The sequence below is a fragment of the Klebsiella sp. 1SOBk10mer genome (genome assembly GCF_046602535.1).
Taxonomy (GTDB): Bacteria; Pseudomonadota; Gammaproteobacteria; order Enterobacterales; family Enterobacteriaceae; genus Klebsiella; species Klebsiella quasipneumoniae.
Map to the genome: position 1 here is coordinate 517,089 of NZ_JBKIUP010000002.1, position 21,310 is coordinate 538,398.

19 protein-coding genes are annotated in these 21,310 nt (G+C 60.7%); 10 read left to right on the forward strand and 9 right to left on the reverse strand.

Features of this window, described 5'->3' with window-relative positions; translation table 11 throughout:
* Window positions 1–232: 232 nt before the first annotated feature.
* Entirely contained in the window at window positions 233–1,717 is a 1,485-nt protein-coding gene (locus ACLH1I_RS08200) for an aldehyde dehydrogenase family protein (protein WP_017900837.1), read from the reverse strand.
* Window positions 1,718–1,876: 159 nt separating this feature from the next.
* Between ACLH1I_RS08200 and ACLH1I_RS08205 the strand changes: the two genes are divergently transcribed.
* The 4 genes from ACLH1I_RS08205 (at window position 1,877) to ACLH1I_RS08220 (ending at window position 6,060) form a co-directional block, all read left to right on the forward strand.
* Window positions 1,877–3,178: an NAD(P)/FAD-dependent oxidoreductase gene (locus ACLH1I_RS08205; protein ID WP_065802293.1), complete on the forward strand. Its 1,302-nt coding sequence runs from the start codon at window positions 1,877–1,879 to the stop codon at window positions 3,176–3,178.
* A 13-nt stretch (window positions 3,179–3,191) separates the two neighbouring features.
* Complete coding sequence (locus ACLH1I_RS08210) at window positions 3,192–3,557, forward strand: cupin domain-containing protein (protein ID WP_002892824.1); 366 nt, start codon at window positions 3,192–3,194, stop codon at window positions 3,555–3,557.
* A gap of 432 nt (window positions 3,558–3,989) precedes the next feature.
* Complete coding sequence (locus ACLH1I_RS08215) at window positions 3,990–5,489, forward strand: APC family permease (RefSeq protein ID WP_002892820.1); 1,500 nt, start codon at window positions 3,990–3,992, stop codon at window positions 5,487–5,489.
* Window positions 5,467–6,060, forward strand: a complete 594-nt coding sequence (locus tag ACLH1I_RS08220) for a DUF3156 family protein (RefSeq protein WP_151628483.1) — start codon at window positions 5,467–5,469, stop codon at window positions 6,058–6,060. Before ACLH1I_RS08215 ends, ACLH1I_RS08220 begins: the two co-directional genes overlap by 23 nt.
* Window positions 6,061–6,066: 6 nt before the next feature.
* Here the strand turns inward: ACLH1I_RS08220 and ACLH1I_RS08225 are convergent, their stop codons facing one another.
* From ACLH1I_RS08225 to ACLH1I_RS08235, 3 genes are all read right to left on the reverse strand, one after another.
* Window positions 6,067–7,182, reverse strand: a complete 1,116-nt coding sequence (locus ACLH1I_RS08225) for a class II histone deacetylase (RefSeq protein ID WP_048323248.1) — start codon at window positions 7,180–7,182, stop codon at window positions 6,067–6,069.
* 16 nt (window positions 7,183–7,198) lie between these two features.
* Window positions 7,199–8,371 carry an MFS transporter gene (locus ACLH1I_RS08230; protein ID WP_117137612.1) on the reverse strand — a complete coding sequence of 391 codons (1,173 nt, stop codon included), beginning with the start codon at window positions 8,369–8,371 and terminating at the stop codon, window positions 7,199–7,201.
* 117 nt (window positions 8,372–8,488) lie between these two features.
* Window positions 8,489–9,172 (reverse strand): response regulator transcription factor, encoded by a 684-nt coding sequence (locus tag ACLH1I_RS08235; protein WP_043519408.1) that lies wholly within the window; start codon window positions 9,170–9,172, stop codon window positions 8,489–8,491.
* A 425-nt stretch (window positions 9,173–9,597) separates the two neighbouring features.
* On the opposite strand from ACLH1I_RS08235, the gene ACLH1I_RS08240 reads away from it, so the two are divergent.
* The 4 genes from ACLH1I_RS08240 (at window position 9,598) to ACLH1I_RS08255 (ending at window position 14,244) form a co-directional block, all read left to right on the forward strand.
* Window positions 9,598–10,785: an anaerobic sulfatase maturase gene (locus tag ACLH1I_RS08240; RefSeq protein ID WP_117137613.1), complete on the forward strand. Its 1,188-nt coding sequence runs from the start codon at window positions 9,598–9,600 to the stop codon at window positions 10,783–10,785.
* Window positions 10,786–10,830: 45 nt separating this feature from the next.
* Complete coding sequence (locus tag ACLH1I_RS08245; protein ID WP_004202439.1) at window positions 10,831–12,564, forward strand: arylsulfatase; 1,734 nt, start codon at window positions 10,831–10,833, stop codon at window positions 12,562–12,564.
* An 86-nt stretch (window positions 12,565–12,650) separates the two neighbouring features.
* Window positions 12,651–13,427 (forward strand): SDR family NAD(P)-dependent oxidoreductase, encoded by a 777-nt coding sequence (locus ACLH1I_RS08250; RefSeq protein WP_004202438.1) that lies wholly within the window; start codon window positions 12,651–12,653, stop codon window positions 13,425–13,427.
* Between the two features lie 25 nt (window positions 13,428–13,452).
* Window positions 13,453–14,244 carry a MoaF C-terminal domain-containing protein gene (locus ACLH1I_RS08255; RefSeq protein ID WP_048323242.1) on the forward strand — a complete coding sequence of 264 codons (792 nt, stop codon included), beginning with the start codon at window positions 13,453–13,455 and terminating at the stop codon, window positions 14,242–14,244.
* A gap of 662 nt (window positions 14,245–14,906) precedes the next feature.
* On the opposite strand, the gene ACLH1I_RS08260 is transcribed toward ACLH1I_RS08255, so the two are convergent.
* The 3 genes from ACLH1I_RS08260 to ACLH1I_RS08270 form a co-directional block, all read right to left on the reverse strand.
* Entirely contained in the window at window positions 14,907–15,860 is a 954-nt protein-coding gene (locus ACLH1I_RS08260) for an aldo/keto reductase (RefSeq protein ID WP_008805510.1), read from the reverse strand.
* A 128-nt stretch (window positions 15,861–15,988) separates the two neighbouring features.
* Window positions 15,989–16,765 carry a lysine/arginine/ornithine ABC transporter substrate-binding protein gene (locus tag ACLH1I_RS08265; RefSeq protein WP_048323240.1) on the reverse strand — a complete coding sequence of 259 codons (777 nt, stop codon included), beginning with the start codon at window positions 16,763–16,765 and terminating at the stop codon, window positions 15,989–15,991.
* A gap of 19 nt (window positions 16,766–16,784) precedes the next feature.
* Window positions 16,785–17,963 (reverse strand): M20 aminoacylase family protein, encoded by a 1,179-nt coding sequence (locus ACLH1I_RS08270; protein WP_004202432.1) that lies wholly within the window; start codon window positions 17,961–17,963, stop codon window positions 16,785–16,787.
* Between the two features lie 233 nt (window positions 17,964–18,196).
* Between ACLH1I_RS08270 and ACLH1I_RS08275 the strand changes: the two genes are divergently transcribed.
* Window positions 18,197–18,784, forward strand: coding sequence for a YSC84-related protein (locus ACLH1I_RS08275; protein ID WP_151628482.1), 588 nt, complete (start codon window positions 18,197–18,199; stop codon window positions 18,782–18,784).
* 60 nt (window positions 18,785–18,844) lie between these two features.
* Here ACLH1I_RS08275 and ACLH1I_RS08280 read toward each other — a convergent pair whose 3' ends face one another.
* On the reverse strand, window positions 18,845–19,300 hold the full coding sequence (locus ACLH1I_RS08280) for an RcnB family protein (RefSeq protein WP_004202428.1): 456 nt from the start codon (window positions 19,298–19,300) through the stop codon (window positions 18,845–18,847).
* Window positions 19,301–19,478: 178 nt separating this feature from the next.
* Window positions 19,479–19,868 carry a hypothetical protein gene (locus tag ACLH1I_RS08285; protein ID WP_002892699.1) on the reverse strand — a complete coding sequence of 130 codons (390 nt, stop codon included), beginning with the start codon at window positions 19,866–19,868 and terminating at the stop codon, window positions 19,479–19,481.
* A gap of 269 nt (window positions 19,869–20,137) precedes the next feature.
* On the opposite strand from ACLH1I_RS08285, the gene ACLH1I_RS08290 reads away from it, so the two are divergent.
* Entirely contained in the window at window positions 20,138–21,256 is a 1,119-nt protein-coding gene (locus ACLH1I_RS08290) for an ABC transporter substrate-binding protein (RefSeq protein ID WP_032455661.1), read from the forward strand.
* The last annotated feature ends 54 nt before the right edge of the window (window positions 21,257–21,310 follow it).

A 21,310-nucleotide genomic window follows, 5' to 3' on the forward strand; every position in this document is an offset into this window, starting at 1 on the left:
TGTTTTTGCGAAGGGGCACCTTTTATCACTAAGGGGGGATTGTCGCAAGTTGCGAGGGGTTATGGCGGCGGCGACATTAACCTTCGCTTGCACGGACTCAGGCCGTGCAAGGCGCCGTCGTCGCCTGGCACATTCGCGGCTGTCCATCCGCTGTCCTTGCCCGGAGGCGCTGCGCTTACCGGGCCTACGCAGACGCCTGAAGCCCGGTTAAGGCTACCTCCACCGACAAAACTTAATAGCGCACCATCACCGACTTCAGCTCCGTGTAGTCATCGATAAACGCGCTGCCGAATTCGCGCCCGATGCCCGAGCCCTTCATGCCGCCGAACGGTACCGCCGGGTCGAGGAAGGTATGCATATTGACCCACACGATGCCGGCCTCAATGGCCTCCGAGTAGCGCAGCGCCAGGCGAATATTATCCGACCAGACGCTGGCCGCCAGGCCATACGGCGAGGCATTGATCCGCGCCAGCGCCTCGTCTTCACTGTGATAACCGATAAAACTGCACACCGGGCCGAAGGTCTCCTCGCGCATCAGGGTGCTCTCTTCGCTGCGCACTTTGACCGCCGTCGGCTGCAGGAAATAGCCCTCCCCCGGCAGGGCTTCGCCGCCGCAGACGATGGTATCGCCCTCGTCGCGCGCGGTCTGAATGAGCCGCAACACTTTGTCATACTGCTGGCGGTTGGCCAGCGGCCCCATCAGCGTGCGCTCATCCAGCGGCGATCCCGGCGCGAAGGCGCTGAGCTTATCTTTCAGCAGCGCCAGCACCGCATCCAGTTTACCCTGCGGCAGATAAAAGCGCTCCGCGGCGGCGCAAATCTGCCCCTGATTCAGGTAGCCGGCTTCCAGAATGCCGTTGACCATCGCCTCCGGCGTCAGATCATCCAGGAACAGCGCGGCGTTTTTGCCCCCCAGCTCAAGGGTCACCCGTTTACCTGACGCACTGGCCGACTGCTGGACTTTCTCGCCAGTGGCCACCGAGCCGGTGAAGCTCACCTTGGCGCAGGCCGGGTGGGTAATCAGCCGCTGAGCAATCTCGCCGCCGGCGCCGTTGACCACGTTAATCACCCCGTCCGGAATACCCACCGCTTTTGCCAGCTCCGCCACGCGCAGCAGCGTCAGCGGCGTATACTCGCTCGGCTTGAGAACAATGGTGCAGCCGCAGACCAGGGCCGCCGCCAGCTTCCAGACGGCAATCATGATGGAGAAGTTCCACGGCACGATGCCCACCACTACCCCCAGCGGCTGACGGCGAGTGAAGGCGGTATATTTCTCCCCGGCCATCGACGGCAGCGACACATTCAGGGTTTCGCCGGTGACTTTCCCCGCCCAGCCGGCGAAGTAGCGCAGGAAAGCGACCGATTGATCCAGCTCGAGCATGCGCGCCAGCGTGATGGTCTTGCCGGAGCAGAGACTTTCCAGCTGCGCCAGCGCTTCGCGATGCTCAGCCAGGGCATCCGCCAGCTTCAGCAGCAAGGTTCCGCGCGCCAGCGTCGGCATTTCGCGCCACTGATTAAACGCCTGGCGGGCACTCTCTACCGCGCGATCCGCCTGGTCGCTATCCGCCGCGGTGACCTCGGCGATCGCCCGCCCGGTGGCCGGGTTGATCACCGCAAACGGCGCGCCGCGGCCCGCCTCTCGCTCACCGGCGATAAACTGCCCGTGCGGCTGGCGTAAAAAGGCGGTCACTTCCGCCAGTAAGGTTATCTCGCTCATCGTCAGTACCCGTTTTTTCAGCAACGTTGGCCCATCACAGCACGGCTTCCCGCCGCCGCCTATCGTTCTAAAGAACGTCATTCTTCCGGACGATATTCAACGCCCGCGCGGCGTGCTGTGATGAGGCACTTGAGCGAGGCAAGACCACAGGGTAACGCGATGAACATCAAAATCGATGCGCTGAACTACTACGGCGCGACGAAGAAATACCACCTCCATTTTCCGGCGCTGCGGGAAGATATTGAAGCCGACGTGGTGATTATCGGCGGCGGCTTCTCCGGTATTAACACCGCCCTTGAGCTGGCGGAACAGGGCATCACCAATGTGGTGGTGCTGGAAGCGCGCCATCTCGGCTATGGCGGCACCGGGCGCAATGGCGGCCAGGTGATGGCCGGTATCGGTCACGACATCGAAGCGGTGAAAAAGCACGTCGGCAAAGAGGGGCTGGAAACGCTGTTTAAAATCGCCAACCTTGGCGCGGGCATCATTCGCGAACGCATCCGCAAATATAATATCGACGCCGATTTCGTCCCCGGCTATGGCTATCTCGCTTATAACCAGCGGCAACTGAAAACGCTGCGCCAGTGGGAGAAGGAGTTTAAGGCTGCCACCCCGGATGAAGAGATCGAGCTGTATACCGGGAAAGAGGTGCAGCAGGTGGTGGGCTCCGAGGTCTACTGCGGCGCGCTGAAACATATGGGCGGCGGCCAGATCCATTCGCTCAATATGCTCCTCGGCTCGGCGGAGGCCGCCCATTCGCTGGGAGTGAAGATCTTCGAATCCTCGCCGGTGGTGGAGGTGAATTACGGCAAACAGGTGCGGGTACGTACCGCGATGGGCAGCGTCAAAGCCGCCAAACTGCTGTGGGCCTGCGACAGCTTCCTCAACAATATGGAGCCGGAGATCTACAACAAAACGCTGGTCACCTACTCCTATCAGGTATCGACCGAGCCGCTCTCCGATGAACTGATCGAGCGCATCAGCCCGCTGCGCGGCGCCTTCAGCGATATTCGCCCGGTGATTAACTACTACCGCGTCACCCGGGAAAACCGCCTGCTGTTCGGCAGCGCCACCCGCTTTGTGGAGTATACGCCGAACGATTTCGCCGCCTGGAACCGCACCCTGCTGGCGGAGGTCTTCCCCTATTTGAAGGATGTGAAGATCGATTTCGCCTGGGGCGGGCCAATGGCCTGTAGCGCCAACCTGTTTCCACAGATCGGCACGCTACGCGATCACAACAACGTCTTTTACGTCCAGGGGTACTCCGGCTTCGGCGTCACCCCATCGCACATCGTGTGCAAAATCCTCGCCGAAGGGATCAACGGCGGTTCAGACCGCTATCGTCTGCTGAGCAGCATCCCCCACGCGACCATCCACGGCCGTGACAGCCTGCGCCTGCTGCTGGTCACCGCCGGAAAATTGATGCATCAAACCGCCGGTTTCTGGAAAGGCCGGAGTTAACCAGGAGAACGCTATGCACGCTTTTAAACTTAAACACCCGGTGCCCGACCTGCAGCCAATCGGCAGCGTCAGCCTGCTCGGCGCGACGCCGACCGCCGGCGACCCGCAGGTGGCCGGGGCGATGATCTACGGCGAGCCGCAGGATGCCTTTACCTGCGGACTGTTTTCGTCCACTGAGGGGAGCTTTACCATGACCTATCCGTTTACCGAACACGCCACCGTGCTGGAAGGCGAAGTGGAGTTGACCGTCGCCGGCGGTGAACCGCAGCGCTTTGCGCCGGGCGATAGCTGGTTTGTTAAACAGGGCACCGAAGTGGAGTGGAAAATCCTGACGCCGCGCTTTGTGAAGCACTACCTGGCGAACGTCGAGACGCGCTAACGCGCTGATACTGCCCGGCGGCGCAGGGGGGGGCCCCGGAGGCGGCGCATTGCGCCTTCTCCGGGCTACCAAATCGCACAGCGCTGTAGCCCCGGTAAGCGGCAGCGTCACCGGGGGTTTTGAGGCCGCCAACACCGGCAGTTTCAGTCAGCATGGTGAATAAATTAAAGGCAGGCCGCGCGGATCGTAGGCCGGGTAAGGCGCAGCCGCCACCCGGCAGAAACAGGCGCAACGTGGCAAGACGGATGGCCCCGGTTTTCGGGGTCATCTTGTTTATCCACCCTCACATTCATGGACTGCGTCACAGAATCATGCGCCACCCTCCACCTTCCGGACGATATTCGTTGAGCAGGATGCCCGCCTAAATTATGACTATCCGGGAGTGGCGCTGGCTATTCCCTGCCCTACCCCATTATTGTGCAGAGGTTGACTATGTTTAGTAACAGACTTGCCAGCCATCTTGAGCGCGGCGTCGTCGGCTTCCCGACCACCCTCGCCAGCTCCGTCGGGCTGATTATGGCCAGCCCGGTGATCCTGACGGTGACCAGCGGCTTCGGCATGGGCGGCGACACCTTCGCGCTGGCGGTGCTGCTGGCCTTTATTATGATGCAGGCGCAGGTCACCACCTTTGCCGAGGCGGCGACGCTCATTCCCACCACCGGTTCGGTGTACGACTATATCTCCTGCGGCATGGGCCGCTTTTTCGCTATCACCGGCGCGCTGTGCGCCTATCTGATCGTCCATATTTTCGCCGGGACGGCGGAGACGATCCTGGCGGGCATTATGGCGCTGGTGAACTTCGAATCGATCAACGCCCAGATGGCCGCTCACCAAAACACCTGGATGGTGGGCGTCGGCATGGTGGTGATTTTCGGCCTGCTGAACGCCATCGGCGTGGAAATCTTCGGCAAGGTCGAAGTGGTGCTGACCTTCGGCATGTGGACCACGCTGACCATTTTCGGCCTGTGCGGCATTTTTATGGCGCCGGTGACTCATCTTTCCGGCTGGTTCGGCACGCCGCTGAACGTTAGCGATATCAACGGCCTGTTCGGCTATATCGGCATGGCGATGTTTATGTTCGTCGGTTGCGAACTGGTGACGCCGATGGCGCCGGAGATCAAACAGGCCCACCGCACCATACCGCGGGCGATGGCGCTGGGCCTGCTGGGGGTCGCCAGCTGCATGTTTATCTACGGTGCGGCGATCAACCGCCAGGTGGAGAATACCGTGCTCGACGCGGCCAACAACGTCCATCTGCTGGATACGCCGATGGCGATCCCGGCCTTCGCCGAGCGGGTGATGGGCCACGCCGGCCAGTACTGGCTGGGGGTCGGGCTGCTGCTGGCGGGCTGCGCCACCATCAATACGCTGATGGCCGCCGTGCCGCGCATTATCTACGGTATGGCGCTGGACGGCGCGCTGCCCCGCTTCCTGACCTGGCTGCATCCGCGCTTTAAAACGCCGGTAATCGCCATCGCCATCGGGGTGGCGATCCCCTGCCTGCACGCCTGGTATCTGAACGGCGATCTGGACCGCATCGTGCCGCTGATCCTCGCCGCGGTCTGCGCCTGGGGCGTCGCCTATCTGCTGGTGACGCTGTCGGTGGTGATGCTGCGCATTCGCCGCCCGGACCTGCCGCGCGCCTACCGCTCGCCGTGGTTCCCACTGCCGCAGATTATCTCCAGCGTCGGCATTATCATCGCTATCGTCAATATCACCCCGCCGGGGATGGACAGTCGCCAGGTGCTGGTGCCGTTCGGCATTATGCTCGGCCTGACCGCCGCCTACGCCCTGTTCTGGACGGTGTGCGTGCAGCGCGTCAATCCGTTCAAGCCGCTGGTGGTGGAAGAGGTAGTGGAGCGCGCCATCAACAACTACGAAAAACAGACCCGCGGGGAGATGACGCCAGATGTCCTCCGTCCCCTGGTTTGAAACGCCGTTAATGAACGCGGTGCAGCGCGATCTGGCCGGCTGGCCCTGCGAAAAGCTGAGCGAGCGCAGCGCGCTGCTGCGCTTGAACAACACCACCGCTGTGACCTTCAGCGTGCGTCAGAAGCGGCTGTTTATGGCCAGCATTCACAGCTGCGAGTTTGTCGTCGAGGGGCCGGTGACCCGGCCCGTACGCGGTAACATTCACGCCCATCAATCCGGCTGGTGGAAACGCCAGCCGATCCGCTTTATCGGCGGCAAAGGCAGCGAGGCACTCGCCGGCTATCTCAATGGTTTCCCTAATCTCCAGCAGACCTTAAGCGAGCTGGACTACCGCCGCTTTTCGCTGACCTTTGACGGTCGCGGCTGGCGCTGCAGCATTGAACCCTGGGCCGCCAGCGAAGTGGTCTGTAAAATGCCGCCGCTGCGCCGTTATCTGCGGCTGGAAGCGCAGCAGCGGATGCTGCTGCTCAGCGTGCTGGCGATGATCGATCAGGCAGTAAGTCAGTGGATGCGCAGTGAAATCGTAGAAGAGAAAGCATTGACTTCCCCGCCATCACCGCGGGGAAGCTGAGGCGTTTTATAGCAGGCCAAACTGCTGCGCCAGCCGATCGAGAGCCTGCCTCTGGAACTGCGCAAACTCCGCCCGCGGCTGTTGTTGTTGAATAAATTCCCGCAGCGGATCCTGGACCTCGGTGCGGATGCCGCTCAGAGCCTCCATCACCGCCAGGCCGCAGAACGGCACGTAGGATTCGGCGTAGCCGCCTTCGTGCACCATCACCAGTTTCCCGCCGCACAGGCGATCCGCCGCCTGCTGGACCTGTTCAGTCATCGCCCGGAAGCTGTCGCTGTGCAGCTGCATGCGCGCCAGCGGATCCATGGCGTTGGCATCATAGCCGCAGGCGATGATAATCAGCTCCGGCTCAAAGCGCGCCAGCGCCGGAATAACGATGGTTTCCAGCGCATAGCGCCAGCTGTCATCCCCCGCGCCGGCCAGCAGCGGAATATTGATGTTGTAACCCTCCCCCGCCCCCACGCCGCGATCCTCCTCGCCAGAGTAGCCCGGCGGGAAGCAGCCGTCCTGATGCAAGGAGATAGTCAGCACGTCGTCGCGCTGCAGGTAGATGTGCTGGGTGCCGTTGCCGTGGTGAACGTCCCAGTCAATGATCGCCACCTTGCCGAGCCCGAGCAGCGCTTTCGCTCGCTCCACGGCAATGGGGATATTGGCAAGAAAACAGAAGCCCATCGACTGGTCCGGCAGGCAGTGGTGTCCGGGCGGACGCGACAGCGAATAGGCGTTATCCAGTTCCCCCTTCAGCACCGCTTCCACCGCCGCGCAGGCCAGCCCGGCGGAAAGACAGGCGATTTCATAACTGCCCGGCCCCAGCGGCGCCTCTTTGCCGAGCATGCCGCCGCCGTTATCGCTTATCGCCTTGAAGCGCTCCAGATAACTGTCGGGATGGATCCGCCGCAGGTCCGAAAGGCTCGCCGGCGCCGCGCTGCGCAGCGCCAGCTGCGGCGTCAGCCCGGAGACATCCATCAGGTTTTTCATCCGCCGTTTGGTCTCCGGCGATTCGGCATGACCGCCGCCGGCGGGTGGCTGTACCCACCCGCCCACCGGCAGCGTCACTGCGTGCAGCCCGGTACTGTGCCAGAAACAACGTTCATCAAAGAAGAAACCGGTTTTTCTTTTCACTCTATCCTCCCGTGGGCTAACCCTTCCCGGCGGCGGAAGCCGCCACAATTAAAATCAGTGACAGCAGCGCGCAGACACCTGCCGCCGCCAGCAGCGGGTCGGCGCTGGCGAAGCGTTGCAGTAAGGCCCCCGCGAGCGCCGGGCCGGCCGCCATGCCGCCGCCGATCACCAGATTGATGCTGTTCATCAGCCGACCGCTGTTATCGAGCCCGGCGACGCGGGCGAGAATAAAGGGCAGCACGAAGGTCCAGGTGAACTTAAACAGCAGCGCCGCGATGGCGTAGCGCGCCAGCAGCGGCTGGCCAACCAGCAGCCCGACGCTGACGATCAGCAGCCCATAGCCCAGCCACACCGGTAAGCGATCGGCGCGCCGGGTGCCGCGCAGGGCCGCGCCGCCGGCGCCGATAATGCCGCAAACCGTCGCCGCCGCCAGCACCAGCCCCACCTGCGTCGGGCTCAGCCCCGCCGTGCTGCCGATGGTGCCGATAAAGGTCCACACTGCGCTGAGGCTGATATAGAAAGTGAGCACCGCCAGCACCGCCAGCGCCTGACGCCACAGCGCCGTCGACGGCTGCTGGCGGGAGGCAGAGAGCGGTTGAAAGCGCGGCGGGAAAGCGGACACCAGCGGCAGGCAGCAGAGCATGATGGCGGCGAGGATCAGATACACCACCTTCAGGCCAAAGGTCGCGAACAGGCCGGGCAGCGCCAGCAGGCCAAGCATCCCCAACAGCAGTTGCCCGAGCACCCAAAAGGCGTAGACCCGCGACGGGTTCGGCGTTCCCGCCGCGCAGCTGATGCACAGAATCATCAGCGTGCCGCCCGCCAGCGAGGCGATAAAGCGCGCCGCCAGCAGCGTCTCATACTGGGTGACCACCGCCGAGGCGAGGTTGGCGGTCAGAAACACCGCCCCGGCCATCAGGGCGACCCGCCGCCAGTCGAGGCGACTCATCCACCACCACGCCGGGAGCGTCGCCAGGCTCATCGCCCCCAGCTCCGCTGAGAACAGCCAGCCTACCTGCCTGGGTTTTAGCTGCCATTCGCTGGCCAGCTGCGCCGCCACCGCCGGCGCGGTCATCAGAATACCCGGCGCAATAGCGGCAAAAATCACAATAGCCGCCAGCAAACGCAGGGACACCACCAGCCCGGCGGGCCGGGAAAGCGCATTATCAGTGACAGGTGTACTCGACATCGTAGGGCGTGCTCCGGTCAAAAAAGCCTCCCCCCGGAGGATCCTCCAGGGAGTGATACCCACAGGCATCAGGAAAACGCCGTGTTGCCACGGCGCGCGCGGGATGTGAAAGTCAGATCACAGATTCAGCGAACGCTGAGCAGCCGGCATCCAGGTTCGGGAAACCAGTTCGGTACGATTGACCACTTCGGTCTTGGCGAAGATATTGCGCAGGTGCGTTTTCACCGTCGAGAGCGAGATATCCAGCTGGCGGGCAATCAGCTTATTACTGGCCCCTTCGCGCACCATGCCGACGATTTCCCGCTCTTTGGCGGTCAGGATAGCGGGCAGGTCATCTTCTTCCTGCAGGCAGTCGCGGATCGCCAGCTCCACCAGCGGCAGCACCGCCTGGGCCCGATGACGCTCTTCGCTGGAGAAAGGCACGTCGCGCATCAGCGAGATACCGGCGATGATCCGCCGCTCGCGGCGGATAAAGATCTCGGTCATGTCACGCACGTTATTCGGCAACATAAATTCATGATAATAATGCCGGTTGCGATCGCAGAGCCGCGGCGTCATCGCCGCCACGGTGGTGTTCTGGTGGCTAAAGTGCGCCGGTAAATGCGGATCCAGCGGCTGGAAGTTTTCCAGATATTGTTGGTGCGTATTATCGGAAATATTATGCAATATATAGTTTTCGGGTTTTAACCGGTTATTTACTCGATAAAACACCGCTGAAGTCAGTGGAATTAACTGAGAAATAGTCTGTAAACAACGGGCTATTATCGCATCATTACGGCTGGCTTTTAACAAAGCAGACATGATAGGGCCTCCCCGTCGAGATGATGGTGCATGACACATGGATGACTACCGATAATTGAAGCATACATTTCACATTTAAGTAACACAATCATTAACATATTAACAATGTGATAGCCGTTACAAAATTTTCAGCAATGCATTGTTATATAAAGCATTTAAAAAACACACTCGCCATGCCTTACGATAGCGGCGTTAAAACATAAACAAAAAAGATTAATACCCGGCGTACCTGCCTCTGGTGATAAAAAAACCCTATCCCGGACGCGTCTCTCTCATCCTTAAGAACGATGGATTTCTGTTTTTTTTCACTTATACCCTTAACAGGATGCCATTAATTTTCGCCGCGGCTTAATCATGTGATTACGCCTGACCCTCTGTTGCCAAAATCATAGCAACAGCGCCGGTCATTAACCGAGGATAAGCCGATGCTGAATATCGCCGCCCTGCGCCAGCAGCAAATTCCGCTGGCCGCTGAGCCGCGCTCGCCGGTGCCGTTTCATATTCTGATGAAGCCGATTGGCCCCGCCTGCAATCTCGCCTGCCGCTACTGCTATTACCCCCAGGATGAAACGCCGGTCAACAAGATGGACGAGGCGCGGCTGGAGCAGTTTATCCGCCGCTACATCGCGGCCCAGCCCGTCGGCGCGCGGGAAATCAACTTTGTCTGGCAGGGCGGTGAGCCGCTGCTGGCCGGCCTGAGCTTTTACAAAAAAGCGCTCGCCCTGCAGGCGCGTTATGCCCCCGACGGCGTCACCATCAGCAACAGTCTGCAGACCAATGGCACGCTGATCAACGACGCCTGGTGCCGGCTGTTCCGCGAGCATCGCTTTATTATCGGCTTGAGCCTCGAAGGCAGCGAAGCGCTACAGAACCAGCATCGTCCGGATAAACGCGGCCGGGCCAGCTGGCCGGCGGCACTGCGCGGCATCGGCTTTCTACACCAGCATCAGGTGGATTTTAACCTGCTGGTGGTGGTGCATAACGAGATGGCGGCCCACGCGGCGGCGATTTATGACCGGCTGGTCAGCCTCGGCGCGCGCTATCTACAGTTTCAGCCGCTGATGAGCGAAGGCGCAGCGTTGCGCGAGGGCTATCAGCTTAGTGCCGATAACTGGGGGCGTTTTATGGTCGGCATCTGGCGGCAGTGGCAGAAGCGCTGCGACAAGGGGCGGGTGTTCGTCATCAATATCGAGCAGGCGTGGGCGCAGTACTTCACTCACACCAGCGGCAGCTGCGTGCACAGCGCCCGCTGCGGCAGCAATCTGGTGATGGAGCCCGACGGAGAGCTCTACGCCTGCGACCATCTGATCAACGCCGAACATCGGCTGGGCCGCCTTGACGACATGACGCTGGCGCACGCGGTTGACGCCTCGGTGCAGCTGCCTTTCGGTCAGCAGAAAAGCCTGCGCCGCGAATGCCAGACCTGTGCGGTCAAAATGGTCTGCCAGGGCGGCTGCCCGGCGCATCTGAACGCCGCGGGCAACAACCGCCTCTGCGGCGGCTACTACCGCTTCTTTAGCGAAATTCTGGCGCCCGTGCGCCCCTTTTCCCGCGACCTTCAAGGGCTACAAGCCTGGCGGGCCGCGTTTGTCGGGGCCGCGCATCCGGCGTAGCCCATTGCTCTGAAAGTGATACCCGCAGAAACAGGAGAATCCGTTGTGAATAAAACAGCCATGGCCGCGGCGGTCAGTGTGATCCTCGCCGGTGGCGCGCACGCCGCCCAGCAAGAGCGTCCGAACGTCATCGTGATTATCGCCGATGATATGGGCTACTCTGACATCAGCCCCTTCGGCGGCGAAATCCCCACCCCCAACCTGCAGGCGATGGCCGAGCAGGGGATGCGCATGAGCCAGTATTACACCTCGCCGATGTCGGCCCCGGCGCGTTCGATGCTGCTCACCGGTAACAGCAACCAGCAGGCCGGGATGGGCGGTATGTGGTGGTACGACAGCACCATTGGCAAGGAGGGCTACGAGCTGCGGCTGACCGACCGCGTCACCACCATGGCCGAGCGCTTTAAAGACGCGGGGTATAACACCCTGATGGCCGGCAAGTGGCACCTCGGTTTTGTTCCCGGCGCCACGCCGAAAGATCGCGGCTTTAATCACGCCTTCGCCTTTATGGGCGGCGGCACCAGCCACTTTAACGACGCGATACCCCTGGGGACCGTTGAAGCCTTCCACACCTACTACACCCGCGACGGCGAGCGCGTCTCCCTACCGGATGATTTTTACTCCAGCGAAGCCTACGCCCGGCAGATGAACAGCTGGATTAAAGCGACGCCGAAGGAACAGCCGGTCTTCGCCTGGCTGGCCTTCACCGCCCCTCATGATCCCCTGCAGGCGCCGGACGAGTGGATTAAGCGCTTCAAAGGCCAGTATGAGCAGGGTTACGCCGAGGTCTATCGCCAGCGCATCGCCCGCCTGAAAGCGCTGGGAATTATCCATGACGATACCCCGCTGCCGCATCTGGAGCTGGATAAAGAGTGGGAGGCGCTAACGCCAGAGCAGCAGAAATATACGGCGAAAGTGATGCAGGTGTATGCGGCGATGATCGCCAATATGGACGCGCAAATCGGCACCCTGATGGAGACGCTGAAACAAACCGGGCGCGATAAAAATACCCTGCTGGTCTTTTTAACCGATAACGGCGCCAACCCGGCGCAGGGTTTTTATTACGAATCTACCCCGGAATTCTGGAAGCAGTTCGATAACCGCTATGACAACATCGGCCGCAAAGGCTCGTTTGTCTCCTACGGCCCGCACTGGGCCAACGTCAGCAACGCTCCCTACGCCAACTACCATAAGACCACCAGCGCCCAGGGCGGGATTAACACCGACTTTATGATCGCCGGTCCCGGGATCACGCGCCACGGTCACATCGACGCCTCGACGATGGCGGTGTACGACGTAGCGCCGACCCTGTATGAATTCGCCGGTATCGATCCGAACAAATCGCTGGCGAAGAAGCCGGTGTTGCCGATGATCGGCGTCAGCTTTAAGCGCTATCTCACCGGCGAAGTACAGGCGCCGCCGCGCGGGAAATACGGCGTTGAGCTGCACCATCAGGCGGCGTGGGTCGATGGTGAATGGAAGCTGCGGCGGCTGGTGCCGCGGGGCCTCACCGCCGGTGACGCGCCGTGGCAGCTGTTTAATCTGCACGACGACCCGCTGGAGACCCATGACGTCGCGGCCCAACATCCCGATCGGGTCAAAGCGATGAGCGAGGCCTACGAGGCGTTCGCCAGACGCACCATGGTCACCAGGGCGCAGGGCAAGATGATCGATTACGTCGGTATTGACAGCAAAACTGGACGCTATCTGGCGGTCGATCCCGCCACCATGAAGCCGGTTCCGGCGCCGCAGGCGATCCCGGTGAGCGAGATCCATTAACCCCGCGGCTATCGTTCTTCCGGGCGATAGCCGGGAGCTGACGCGCTTTTTAAGGTAATCGGAAACCCCATTACAGGAGAGAGCGAATGGCGAGAGTCGTGGTGATCACCGGCGGCGGAACCGGAATTGGCGCCGCCTGCGCGCGGCTGATGCGCGCCGCGGGCGACCGGGTGTTTATTACCGGACGGCGCGAGGCGCCGCTGCAGGCTGTCGCCGATGAGACCGGCGCCACGGCGCTGATGGGCGATGCCGCCGACGGCGAGGTGTGGCGCCAGCGGCTGTTGCCGGCCATTCTCGACCAGAGCGGCGGTGTTGATGTCCTCATCTGCAGCGCCGGCGGGATGGGCAACAGCCCCGCCGCCGAGACCAGCGACCGCCAGTGGCGCGAGGCGCTGGACGGCAATCTCACCAGCGCCTTCGCCAGCGTTCGCGCCTGCCTGCCCTCGCTGATTACCCGCCGTGGCAACGTGCTGTTTGTCGCCTCCATCGCCTCGCTGGCCGCCGGTCCGCAGGCCTGCGGCTACGTCACCGCCAAACACGCCTTAATCGGCCTGATGCGCTCCGTCGCCCGCGATTACGGTCCCCAGGGGGTGCGCGCCAACGCCGTCTGCCCCGGCTGGGTCACCACGCCGATGGCGGATGAAGAGATGCTCCCGCTGATGCAGGCGGAAGGGCTATCGTTGACTGAGGCTTATCAGCGAGTCTGTCGCGACGTTCCGCTGCGCCGCCCCGCCAGCCCCGAGGAGATAGCCGAGGCTTGTCAGTTTCTCTGTTCGCCGCAGGCCGCCATCATCAGCGGCGCCACGCTGGTCGCCGACGGCGGCGCCAGTATCGTCGATGTTCCCACTCTGGCGTTTGCCTAACGCCCTACTCTGTTCAGGAGCCCCTATGACTTCAGAAGCCGTATTTATCCAGGTCGGCGCGCTGGCCGATGGTTTTGCGCCACACGGTAATTTACTCGCCACCGCCAGCCTGCCCGCAGGCGAGCGCTTTACCTTTTATGTCGCCGGAAGTGAGCCGCAGCAGCTGGTTATCGAAGATGAGCAGACGCTAAGCTGGAACGGCAAGCGCGCCCCCTGGCGGGCGACCGCCCTGCGCCCGGATATTCTGTTTATCGACTTCCTTGACCCGGAGCGGGATAACGCCAGCGTCAGCGCGGTATGCAACCTGACGCAGCGCAACGCCACCCTGGTCTACGGCCAGCTGCCGGACGAAGCCGCCGCGCGGCTGGACGCTTTCAGCCGGGTGGAGCGAGGCCTGCCGCTGACCGCGGTAGAAACGCGCTTTGTCTTCGCCCGCCTGGATGCGCAGCCGGGGCCGCTGCCGGGCTTTACCACTGCGCTGGTCGGCATGCGCAATCAGTACACCTACAGCCCGACTGAGCGCTATGAGCACATCTATCTCAACGATAATTTTTACGCCTGGCAGTGTCTGGACGGCGTGGAAAAGGGGCTGGCGGATGTCGACCGCTGCCACTACGTGCAGGTGGCGGAGGATCTCTATCTGTTCGTCTGGCGGGAGAAAATCATTCCCACGCTGGGGGTGATCCTGATCGATCTTCAGCAGATGCGCACCGACGGCAAGATCATGGGCTATCAGGGCAGCGACTTCGGCGCCCTCAGCAATTTCCCGGTCGGCGCCAGCGCGAAGATCCTCAACCTCACCCGCCATCAGGAATAAAGGGGCGCCGCCGGGCACGCTTTCAGGCCCCCTGCCCGTCATGTTGCCGGGTGGCGGCTACGCCTTACCCGGCCTACGGGGTCCTCTCACAGGCTGATACATCGTAGGCCCGGCAAGCGCAGCGCCGCCGGGCGATGACAGCGGGTACGGAGCCGCTTTATGCCGGGTGGCGGCTGCGCCTGACCCGGCCTACAGGGTTCGTGCGACCTGTCCTTGATTTACCCACTTGCACGACTGAAACTGCCGGTGCTGACGGCCTCAAAATCGCTGAGACGTTCCCGGAAGGCCGGGGCAGCCCGCATGGATGCGGGCTGAGGGCCGTGTTTTGCACGGACGCTGCCTCGGCCCGACCCGGAGCCTGCAGGGATAAGTCGAAGGGACCGCGCAGCGGCGATTTTGCTGGCCGGAGCCCGGGGGTACAGGGGGCGGCGGCGACTGGCCGCCCCCTGTGTGCTCCCAGCGCCATAAGAGACATAGCGCAGAAGACATATCGGGAGCGCAATCTGTCCGGAAATCACATAGAAGTTGTAGCCCTGCCAGGCGCATTGCAAACAGGGAAATTGACGATTGTGCCGTTATTTCGCCGGGTGGCGGCTGCGCCTTACCCGGCCTACGGTCCGCGCCATTTGTCCACCCTCTCCCCGCCGGGAAGAGGGCGTGACTCAGGCGCTGGCGCTGTCCAGTCGCGCCACCTGCTCCGCGCTCAGGCTCAGCGCCGCCGCGCGGGCAAAACTTTCCACCTGGGCCACGCTGGTGGCGCTGGCGATCGGCGCGGTCACCCCTTCGCGGCCGATCAGCCACGCGAGGGCCACTTCCGCCGGCTTCGCCCCCTGCTCATCCGCGACCGCCACCAGGGTATCGATAATCCGCATCCCGCGCGGATTCAGGTACTTACCAATCCCCCCTCCGCGCTGGCTCTGCGCCAGGTCCGACGGCTGACGGTACTTACCGGTTAAGAATCCCGAGGCCAGGCTGTAGTAGGTCACCACCCCGATATCGCGGCTGACGCAGAGATCGCACAGCGCGCCTTCAAACGCGGAGCGGTGATAGAGGTTATATTCCGGCTGCAGCACCTGCCAGGCAGGCAAGCCGCCCTTGCGCGCTACCTCCAGCGCCCCCGCCAGCTGCATTGCATCGAGGTTAGAGGCCCCCATCGCGCGAATTTTCCCCGCCTGTTGCAGGCTGTGGAAAGCCTCCAGCGTTTCCGCTACCGGGGTTTGCGGATCCGGCCAGTGGGAAAAGTAGAGGTCGATATAGTCGGTATTGAGGCGGCGCAGGGAGTCGTCTACCGCCTGCTGGATCCAGGCTTTGCTGAGTCCCTTATGGCCGGGAAGGCCGAGATCGGAGCCGACTTTGGTGAAAATTTTGACTTTATCGCGCATGCCGGGGCGCGCCTGCAGCCAGCGGCCAATAATGGTTTCGGATTCGCCGCCCTGGTTGCCCTCTGCCCAGCGGGAATAAACATCCGCCGTATCGATAGCGTCAAAGCCGTGGTCAACAAAAGCATCAAGAAGGGCAAAACTGGTTTTTTCATCAATGGTCCAGCCAAAGACGTTACCGCCAAACACTAACGGGGCGATGGAAAATCCGGTTTTGCCCAAGGGACGTGTCATCATGCCGAGTACTCCTTAGCTTATATTCTGCTTCCCTCAGGTAACCACAATGGTCAGGAGAGGAGGTCGATTGGATAATCAGAAAAGGAATCTTACGGCGGGCGATCCATGCCCGCGGGTACACTCAGACATTATGTCCCGGAATAAACATCAAAGCTAAAATATTTGCTGGCTAATTTTTTATAGGTGCCGTCGGCAAGGATCTTCGCAATCGCGCCGTTTATTTCCTGACGCAGCGCCTCATCGTCTTTACGTAAGCCGATAGCCGCCCCGGCGCCAAACAGCGTATCATCCTGCAGATGGCCGCCGACAAAGGCGAATTCCTTACCCTGCGGCTGCTGCAGGAAGCTGTAGTCGGCCATCATGCCGGAGAGCACCGCGCCGTCGATGCGCCCGGACTCCAGATCGCGCACCACGCTATCGGCCCCCTGGTAGGCCACAATGTTGATCCCCTGCGGACGCCAGTGCTGATTAACGTAAGTCTCCTGCGCCGAGCCCTGCTCGACGCCAATGGTTTTGCCCTTCAGCTGGTCCGGCGTATTGCCTTTCAGGGTATTTTTACGCGCCACGAGGAACACTGGCCCGTTATACAGCTTGTCGCTAAAGGCAATCTGCGCTTTACGCTTCTCGGTCATGTACATCCCGGAAAGGATGGCGTCGAATTTCCGCGCCTTCAGCGCCGGGATAATGCCGTCGAAATTGCTTTCCACCCACACGCATTTCGCCTGCAGCTGCTGGCAAATGGCGTTGCCTAAATCGATATCAAACCCCGCCAGCTTGCCCTGCGGATCCTTCCATTCAAACGGCGCGAAGGTCGGGTCGACGCCAAAGCGGATCGCCTTTCCCCCTTCGGCCAGCGCCGACGTCGACGCCATTAACGCCAGCCATAGCAGTAGTGATTTTTTCATTCCAGTTCTTCTCCAGAGGTTAACGGCAGTGCTTTTCCACCAGACGGGCGAACAGCGTCGCGCCGGTGGTGATAATGTCATCGTTGAAGTCGTAGCCGGGGTTATGCACCATGCAGCCGCCTTTCTCCCCCTTCTCGCCGTTGCCCAGCAGGAAGTAGCAGCCCGGACGTTCGCGCAGCATAAAAGCGAAATCCTCGCTGGCGTTCATCGGCGAGACCGACTCCAGCACCCCTTCGCGGCCAAACACCTCCAGAGCCAGCGCTCGGGCGAAGTCAGTCTCTTCAGGGCTGTTGGTTAATACCGGGTAGGAGTCGTAAACCTCCACCGCACTGCTGGCGCCATAGCTTTTAGCGGTAAATTCGCTGAGCTCGTGAATACGTTTGATCAGCAGGTCGCGGATTTCCGGCTTCATCGCCCGCACGCTGAGCTCCATCACCGCGCTCTCCGGAATGACGTTGGAGGCGATACCAGCCTGGAAGGTGCCGACGCTGACCACCGCCGTTTCGCCCGGCGGCACGTTGCGCGCCACGATGCTCTGCAGGGCCATCACCAGCGCCGCGCCAGCGACAATCGGGTCGACGGTGCGCTCCGGATGGGCGCCGTGGCCGCCGTAGCCGGTAAGGGTGATTTTGACGGTATCCGCCGAGGCCATAAAGTTGCCGGCGTAGAAGCCCAGCTTGCCCACCGGCAACCCCGGCATGTTGTGCAGACCGAAAATGCGTTCGCAGGGGAACTGCTCAAACAGGCCGTCTTTAATCATTAAATCGGCGCCGCCGATAGCCTCTTCCGCCGGCTGAAAAATCAGATGCACCGTGCCATTGAACTGACAGGCCGGCGAGGCGATGTATTTCGCCGCCGCCAGCAGAATGGTGGTATGGCCGTCATGACCGCAGGCGTGCATTTTCCCCGACACCGTACTGGCCCAGGGTAAACCGGTGGTTTCCTCGATCGGCAGTGCGTCCATATCGGCGCGCAGGCCGATGGTGCGCGGCGAATCGCCTTTGCTCAGGCTGCCGACCACCCCGGTCTTGCCAAGGCCGCGCGTCACCTGATAGCCCCACTCGGTCAGCTTGCTGGCGACCAGTTCGCTGGTATTAAACTCTTCCAGACTTAATTCCGGATTGGCATGTAAATAATGACGCAGAGAAATCATTTCCGCTTCCGTCGCTTTAATTTCTGGAATTACATAATCACTCATGCCGCTCTCCGGGAAATATCGTAAGGACTTAACACGGTATCGTGGTGAAAACTTTATGCAAGCAGGATTTCTAATATCGGAAATGACGGCATCTTATTTAATAATGCGTTCACGGCAGTGTAAAAAGCATTCGAAACGGTGAAATTTAAAAATAAATGTTTATTTTATGGAGGATTAACCGTTATTTACCCTACTATTTCCGGCCGTATTCAGATTTAAATAAAAAGACTTCTATGAGATTACAGACGCTTTTCCTCGTCGCCATGACCGCGCTGGCGGGCTGCAGCGCGCAGGGGGATACCGCCAGCCAGCAGCGGGCCAGTATTCAGAAGATGCGCAACGAAACCCTCAATAAACTTTACACCCTGCAGCCCGAGGCCCGCAGCGATATTCAGCATGCGAAGGGTTATGCGGTCTTCGCCAACAACAGCAGCAAGATCCTGCTGTTCGGATTTGGCAGCGGCTACGGCGTGGTGCGGGATAAGGCCACCGGGAAGGACACCTATATGAAAATGGCCCAGGGCGGCGCCGGCCTGGGGATGGGGATTAAACAGCAACGCACGGTGCTGGTTTTCCATGATAAAGCGGCCCTGGAGACCTTTATCCGCCAGGGATATATGGTCGGCGCCGATGCGAACGCCGCGGCAAAATATGATGACAAAGGCATCGCGCCGATCGCCACCTCCGCAAACGGCGTAGCGAAAGACACCTCCTCGCTGCCGTCAAAAGTGAACGTCTATGAAATCACCGACAAAGGGCTGGCCGCTCAGGCGATGGTCAATGGCTATAAATACTGGCCGGATGACAAACTGAACCCGTAACCCCGACGGTGATCCATCGCCGGATCAGGTGTTCCCTGCCCGGCGTTGGGAGACGCGCATTTAGTGGCTGAGGGCGCCGCTCACCAGAATCGAGGTAATGATCCCGGTCGCCGCGGCGATCAGCACATAGTTACCGTCGATATAGGACCAGTGATGGCCCTCCGGCGGGGGCGGCAGGCCGCGGTCGCTCCAGTCGCGGACGCGATATTCATCGCCACGGAACGGCGCCGGGGCCGGATGGCCTTTGCGGAAATCGTTACCGCGCCAGGCGAAATGGTCCTGCTCATGCCGTGCCTGATCGCGCTTGTCATGCCCGTCACGATCCGGGCCACGCTGGTCATGGTCACCCTGACGATGCGCGTCAGGTCCGCCCTGCGGCGCATGCCCATGATGATCCGAACCGTTCTGCCACACCGTTGGCTGCCCCGGACGATGGCCGTCGTTTGGGCCATCGGCAAAGGCCTGGACGCTCAGCACAGTGGATAATATTACCGCCAGAGAAATCATCTTTTTCATCGTACACCTCCTGATTGAAGTTCTTTGTATCGGGAAAATGTGAAGAAAGAGTGAGTATCCGCTTAACCAGGACGATTCCTGGCATCTGGGGTTTCTACTGTCGGGGAAGGCATTATGGGGGAGTACGAGCAATAAAAAAGGCCGCTCTCGCGACCTTTATTCAGACTGATATCAGGACTTACTCAGTCACTTTATTTTTTAACTCTTCAGCGCCGGTTTTGGTTTTATCCCAGCCCTTTTCTGCGCCGGATTTGGTGGCGTTCCAGCCTTTTTCGCTGACCTCTTTGGTCTTATCCCAACCTTTCTCAGTTCCTTCTTTGGTCTTGTTCCAGGTCTTCTGCGCGCCTTCGCTCACCTGGCTGCCGACGCTATCCTGTTTGCCTTCGGCCGCATGTTTCGCCTTCAGCTGCTGCTCTTCGCCCTCGTGCTGGGCCTGGTGCAGCTTCTCTTTAGCGGTGTTGGCGTTGGCATTGGCCGCCGCGACGGTATCATCTGTTGCATGTGTTGTCGCAGCAAAAACCGGAGCCGCAACCAGAATAGCCGATAACGCAATCATTGCTTTTTTCATAATATCCTCTCTCACGTGTCGTGTTATGAGTCGCATTCAGGATGGCACAACGAACCGGGGATGACATTAGGAATTAGCCTGAAAAACGTCTTCGACCTGCAACCATGGCAGAAAATGCTGCCGCTGCGCGCCCTGTCGGCGTTGGCATAATTTCCAACATGTTTGTTACATTTCGTGAAATTTGCGCTTGATATACTTGCCGTTGACGTTTACTCGAGAATAATTCTCAGAATCATTATATTTATAAATTAGCAAACGGAACTCATTTTATGGCAAGAAAATCAGTAAGATCGCTGTTGCTTACTGCGCTGATCGCGACTCCCTTCCTCAGCTATGCGACCCAATATCCTCTGACGGTTACCGACCTTGACGGCCGGCAGGTCACCCTGGCTAAAGAGCCGCAGCGTATTATTTTGCAGGATGGCCGCGACATTATGACCCTCGCCCTGCTGGACCGGGACAATCCGTTTAAGCGGCTGGTGGCATGGAATAATCTGGCGAAAAAGCAGGACGTTGCCACCTGGCAGATGCTGAAAACGACGTGGCCGCAGTCGGCTACGATCCTAGACATGGGCTTCAGCGACAAAGGGAACGTCGATCTTGAAAGCGTCATCGCCCGCCAGCCGGATCTGATGATCGCCCAGCTGCGCGCCAGGCCAGCGCTGATGGAGAGCGGCGTCATCGACAAGCTCAGCGCCCTGCACGTTCCGGTGCTGTTTGTCGACTATGAGATCGACCCGGCGAAAGATACCGCTCCCAGCATCGACCTGCTGGGCAAAGTCCTCAACCGCGAGAGCCAGGCCAAAGCCTTTACCGATTACTATCGTCAGCAGCTGCAGTCGATTCGCCAGAAAACCGCGACCATCACGCCGAAGGCCAACGTCTTCGTGGAAGCGCTGGCCGGCAACAGCGACGCCTGCTGCTTTACTCACGGCCACAGCGGCTGGGGCGGGCTGGTGGAGGCGGTCGGGGCGAACAATATCGGTTCGCAGCTGCTGCCGGGCGCCTCCGGGTTCGTCTCGCTGGAGAAAATCATCAGCATGAAGCCCGACGCCTGGATAATGACCGGCTCGAAGCGCGGAAACAGCCAGGTGCTGCCCCTCGGCTATGAGGTTAAGCCGGAGGCGGTGAAAGCCCAGGCGCAGACGCTGCTGGCGCGACCGGGGGTCAGCCAGATCCCGGCGGTGCAGGAAAAGCGGGCCTATGGCGTCTATCACCACTTCTATAACCATCCGTGGAATATTGTCGGCATGGAATATCTGGCGAAAGATATCTATCCGCAGGCCTTCCGCGATCTCAACCCCGATGAGACTTACCATTATATCGTGCGTCACTTCACCGACCTGCCGGACCAGCCGTTCGTCTTTTCCTGGCAGCAGAGCGAGTAATCCGGCATGCGTTTAACCTCCGACTCCGTGCTCGACGAGCTGCCCGCCGGGACT

Excerpts from the sequence above, each read along its gene's own strand:
- ACLH1I_RS08200 (WP_017900837.1), bottom strand. The coding sequence starts at position 1,717 with ATGAGCGAGATAACCTTACTGGCGGAAGTGACCGCCTTTTTACGCCAG.
- ACLH1I_RS08205 (WP_065802293.1), top strand. The coding sequence starts at position 1,877 with ATGAACATCAAAATCGATGCGCTGAACTACTACGGCGCGACGAAGAAA.
- ACLH1I_RS08210 (WP_002892824.1), top strand. The coding sequence starts at position 3,192 with ATGCACGCTTTTAAACTTAAACACCCGGTGCCCGACCTGCAGCCAATC.
- ACLH1I_RS08215 (WP_002892820.1), top strand. The coding sequence starts at position 3,990 with ATGTTTAGTAACAGACTTGCCAGCCATCTTGAGCGCGGCGTCGTCGGC.
- ACLH1I_RS08220 (WP_151628483.1), top strand. The coding sequence starts at position 5,467 with ATGTCCTCCGTCCCCTGGTTTGAAACGCCGTTAATGAACGCGGTGCAG.
- ACLH1I_RS08230 (WP_117137612.1), bottom strand. The coding sequence starts at position 8,371 with ATGTCGAGTACACCTGTCACTGATAATGCGCTTTCCCGGCCCGCCGGG.
- ACLH1I_RS08235 (WP_043519408.1), bottom strand. The coding sequence starts at position 9,172 with ATGTCTGCTTTGTTAAAAGCCAGCCGTAATGATGCGATAATAGCCCGT.
- ACLH1I_RS08240 (WP_117137613.1), top strand. The coding sequence starts at position 9,598 with ATGCTGAATATCGCCGCCCTGCGCCAGCAGCAAATTCCGCTGGCCGCT.
- ACLH1I_RS08250 (WP_004202438.1), top strand. The coding sequence starts at position 12,651 with ATGGCGAGAGTCGTGGTGATCACCGGCGGCGGAACCGGAATTGGCGCC.
- ACLH1I_RS08255 (WP_048323242.1), top strand. The coding sequence starts at position 13,453 with ATGACTTCAGAAGCCGTATTTATCCAGGTCGGCGCGCTGGCCGATGGT.
- ACLH1I_RS08260 (WP_008805510.1), bottom strand. The coding sequence starts at position 15,860 with ATGATGACACGTCCCTTGGGCAAAACCGGATTTTCCATCGCCCCGTTA.
- ACLH1I_RS08265 (WP_048323240.1), bottom strand. The coding sequence starts at position 16,765 with ATGAAAAAATCACTACTGCTATGGCTGGCGTTAATGGCGTCGACGTCG.
- ACLH1I_RS08270 (WP_004202432.1), bottom strand. The coding sequence starts at position 17,963 with ATGAGTGATTATGTAATTCCAGAAATTAAAGCGACGGAAGCGGAAATG.
- ACLH1I_RS08275 (WP_151628482.1), top strand. The coding sequence starts at position 18,197 with ATGAGATTACAGACGCTTTTCCTCGTCGCCATGACCGCGCTGGCGGGC.
- ACLH1I_RS08280 (WP_004202428.1), bottom strand. The coding sequence starts at position 19,300 with ATGAAAAAGATGATTTCTCTGGCGGTAATATTATCCACTGTGCTGAGC.
- ACLH1I_RS08285 (WP_002892699.1), bottom strand. The coding sequence starts at position 19,868 with ATGAAAAAAGCAATGATTGCGTTATCGGCTATTCTGGTTGCGGCTCCG.
- ACLH1I_RS08290 (WP_032455661.1), top strand. The coding sequence starts at position 20,138 with ATGGCAAGAAAATCAGTAAGATCGCTGTTGCTTACTGCGCTGATCGCG.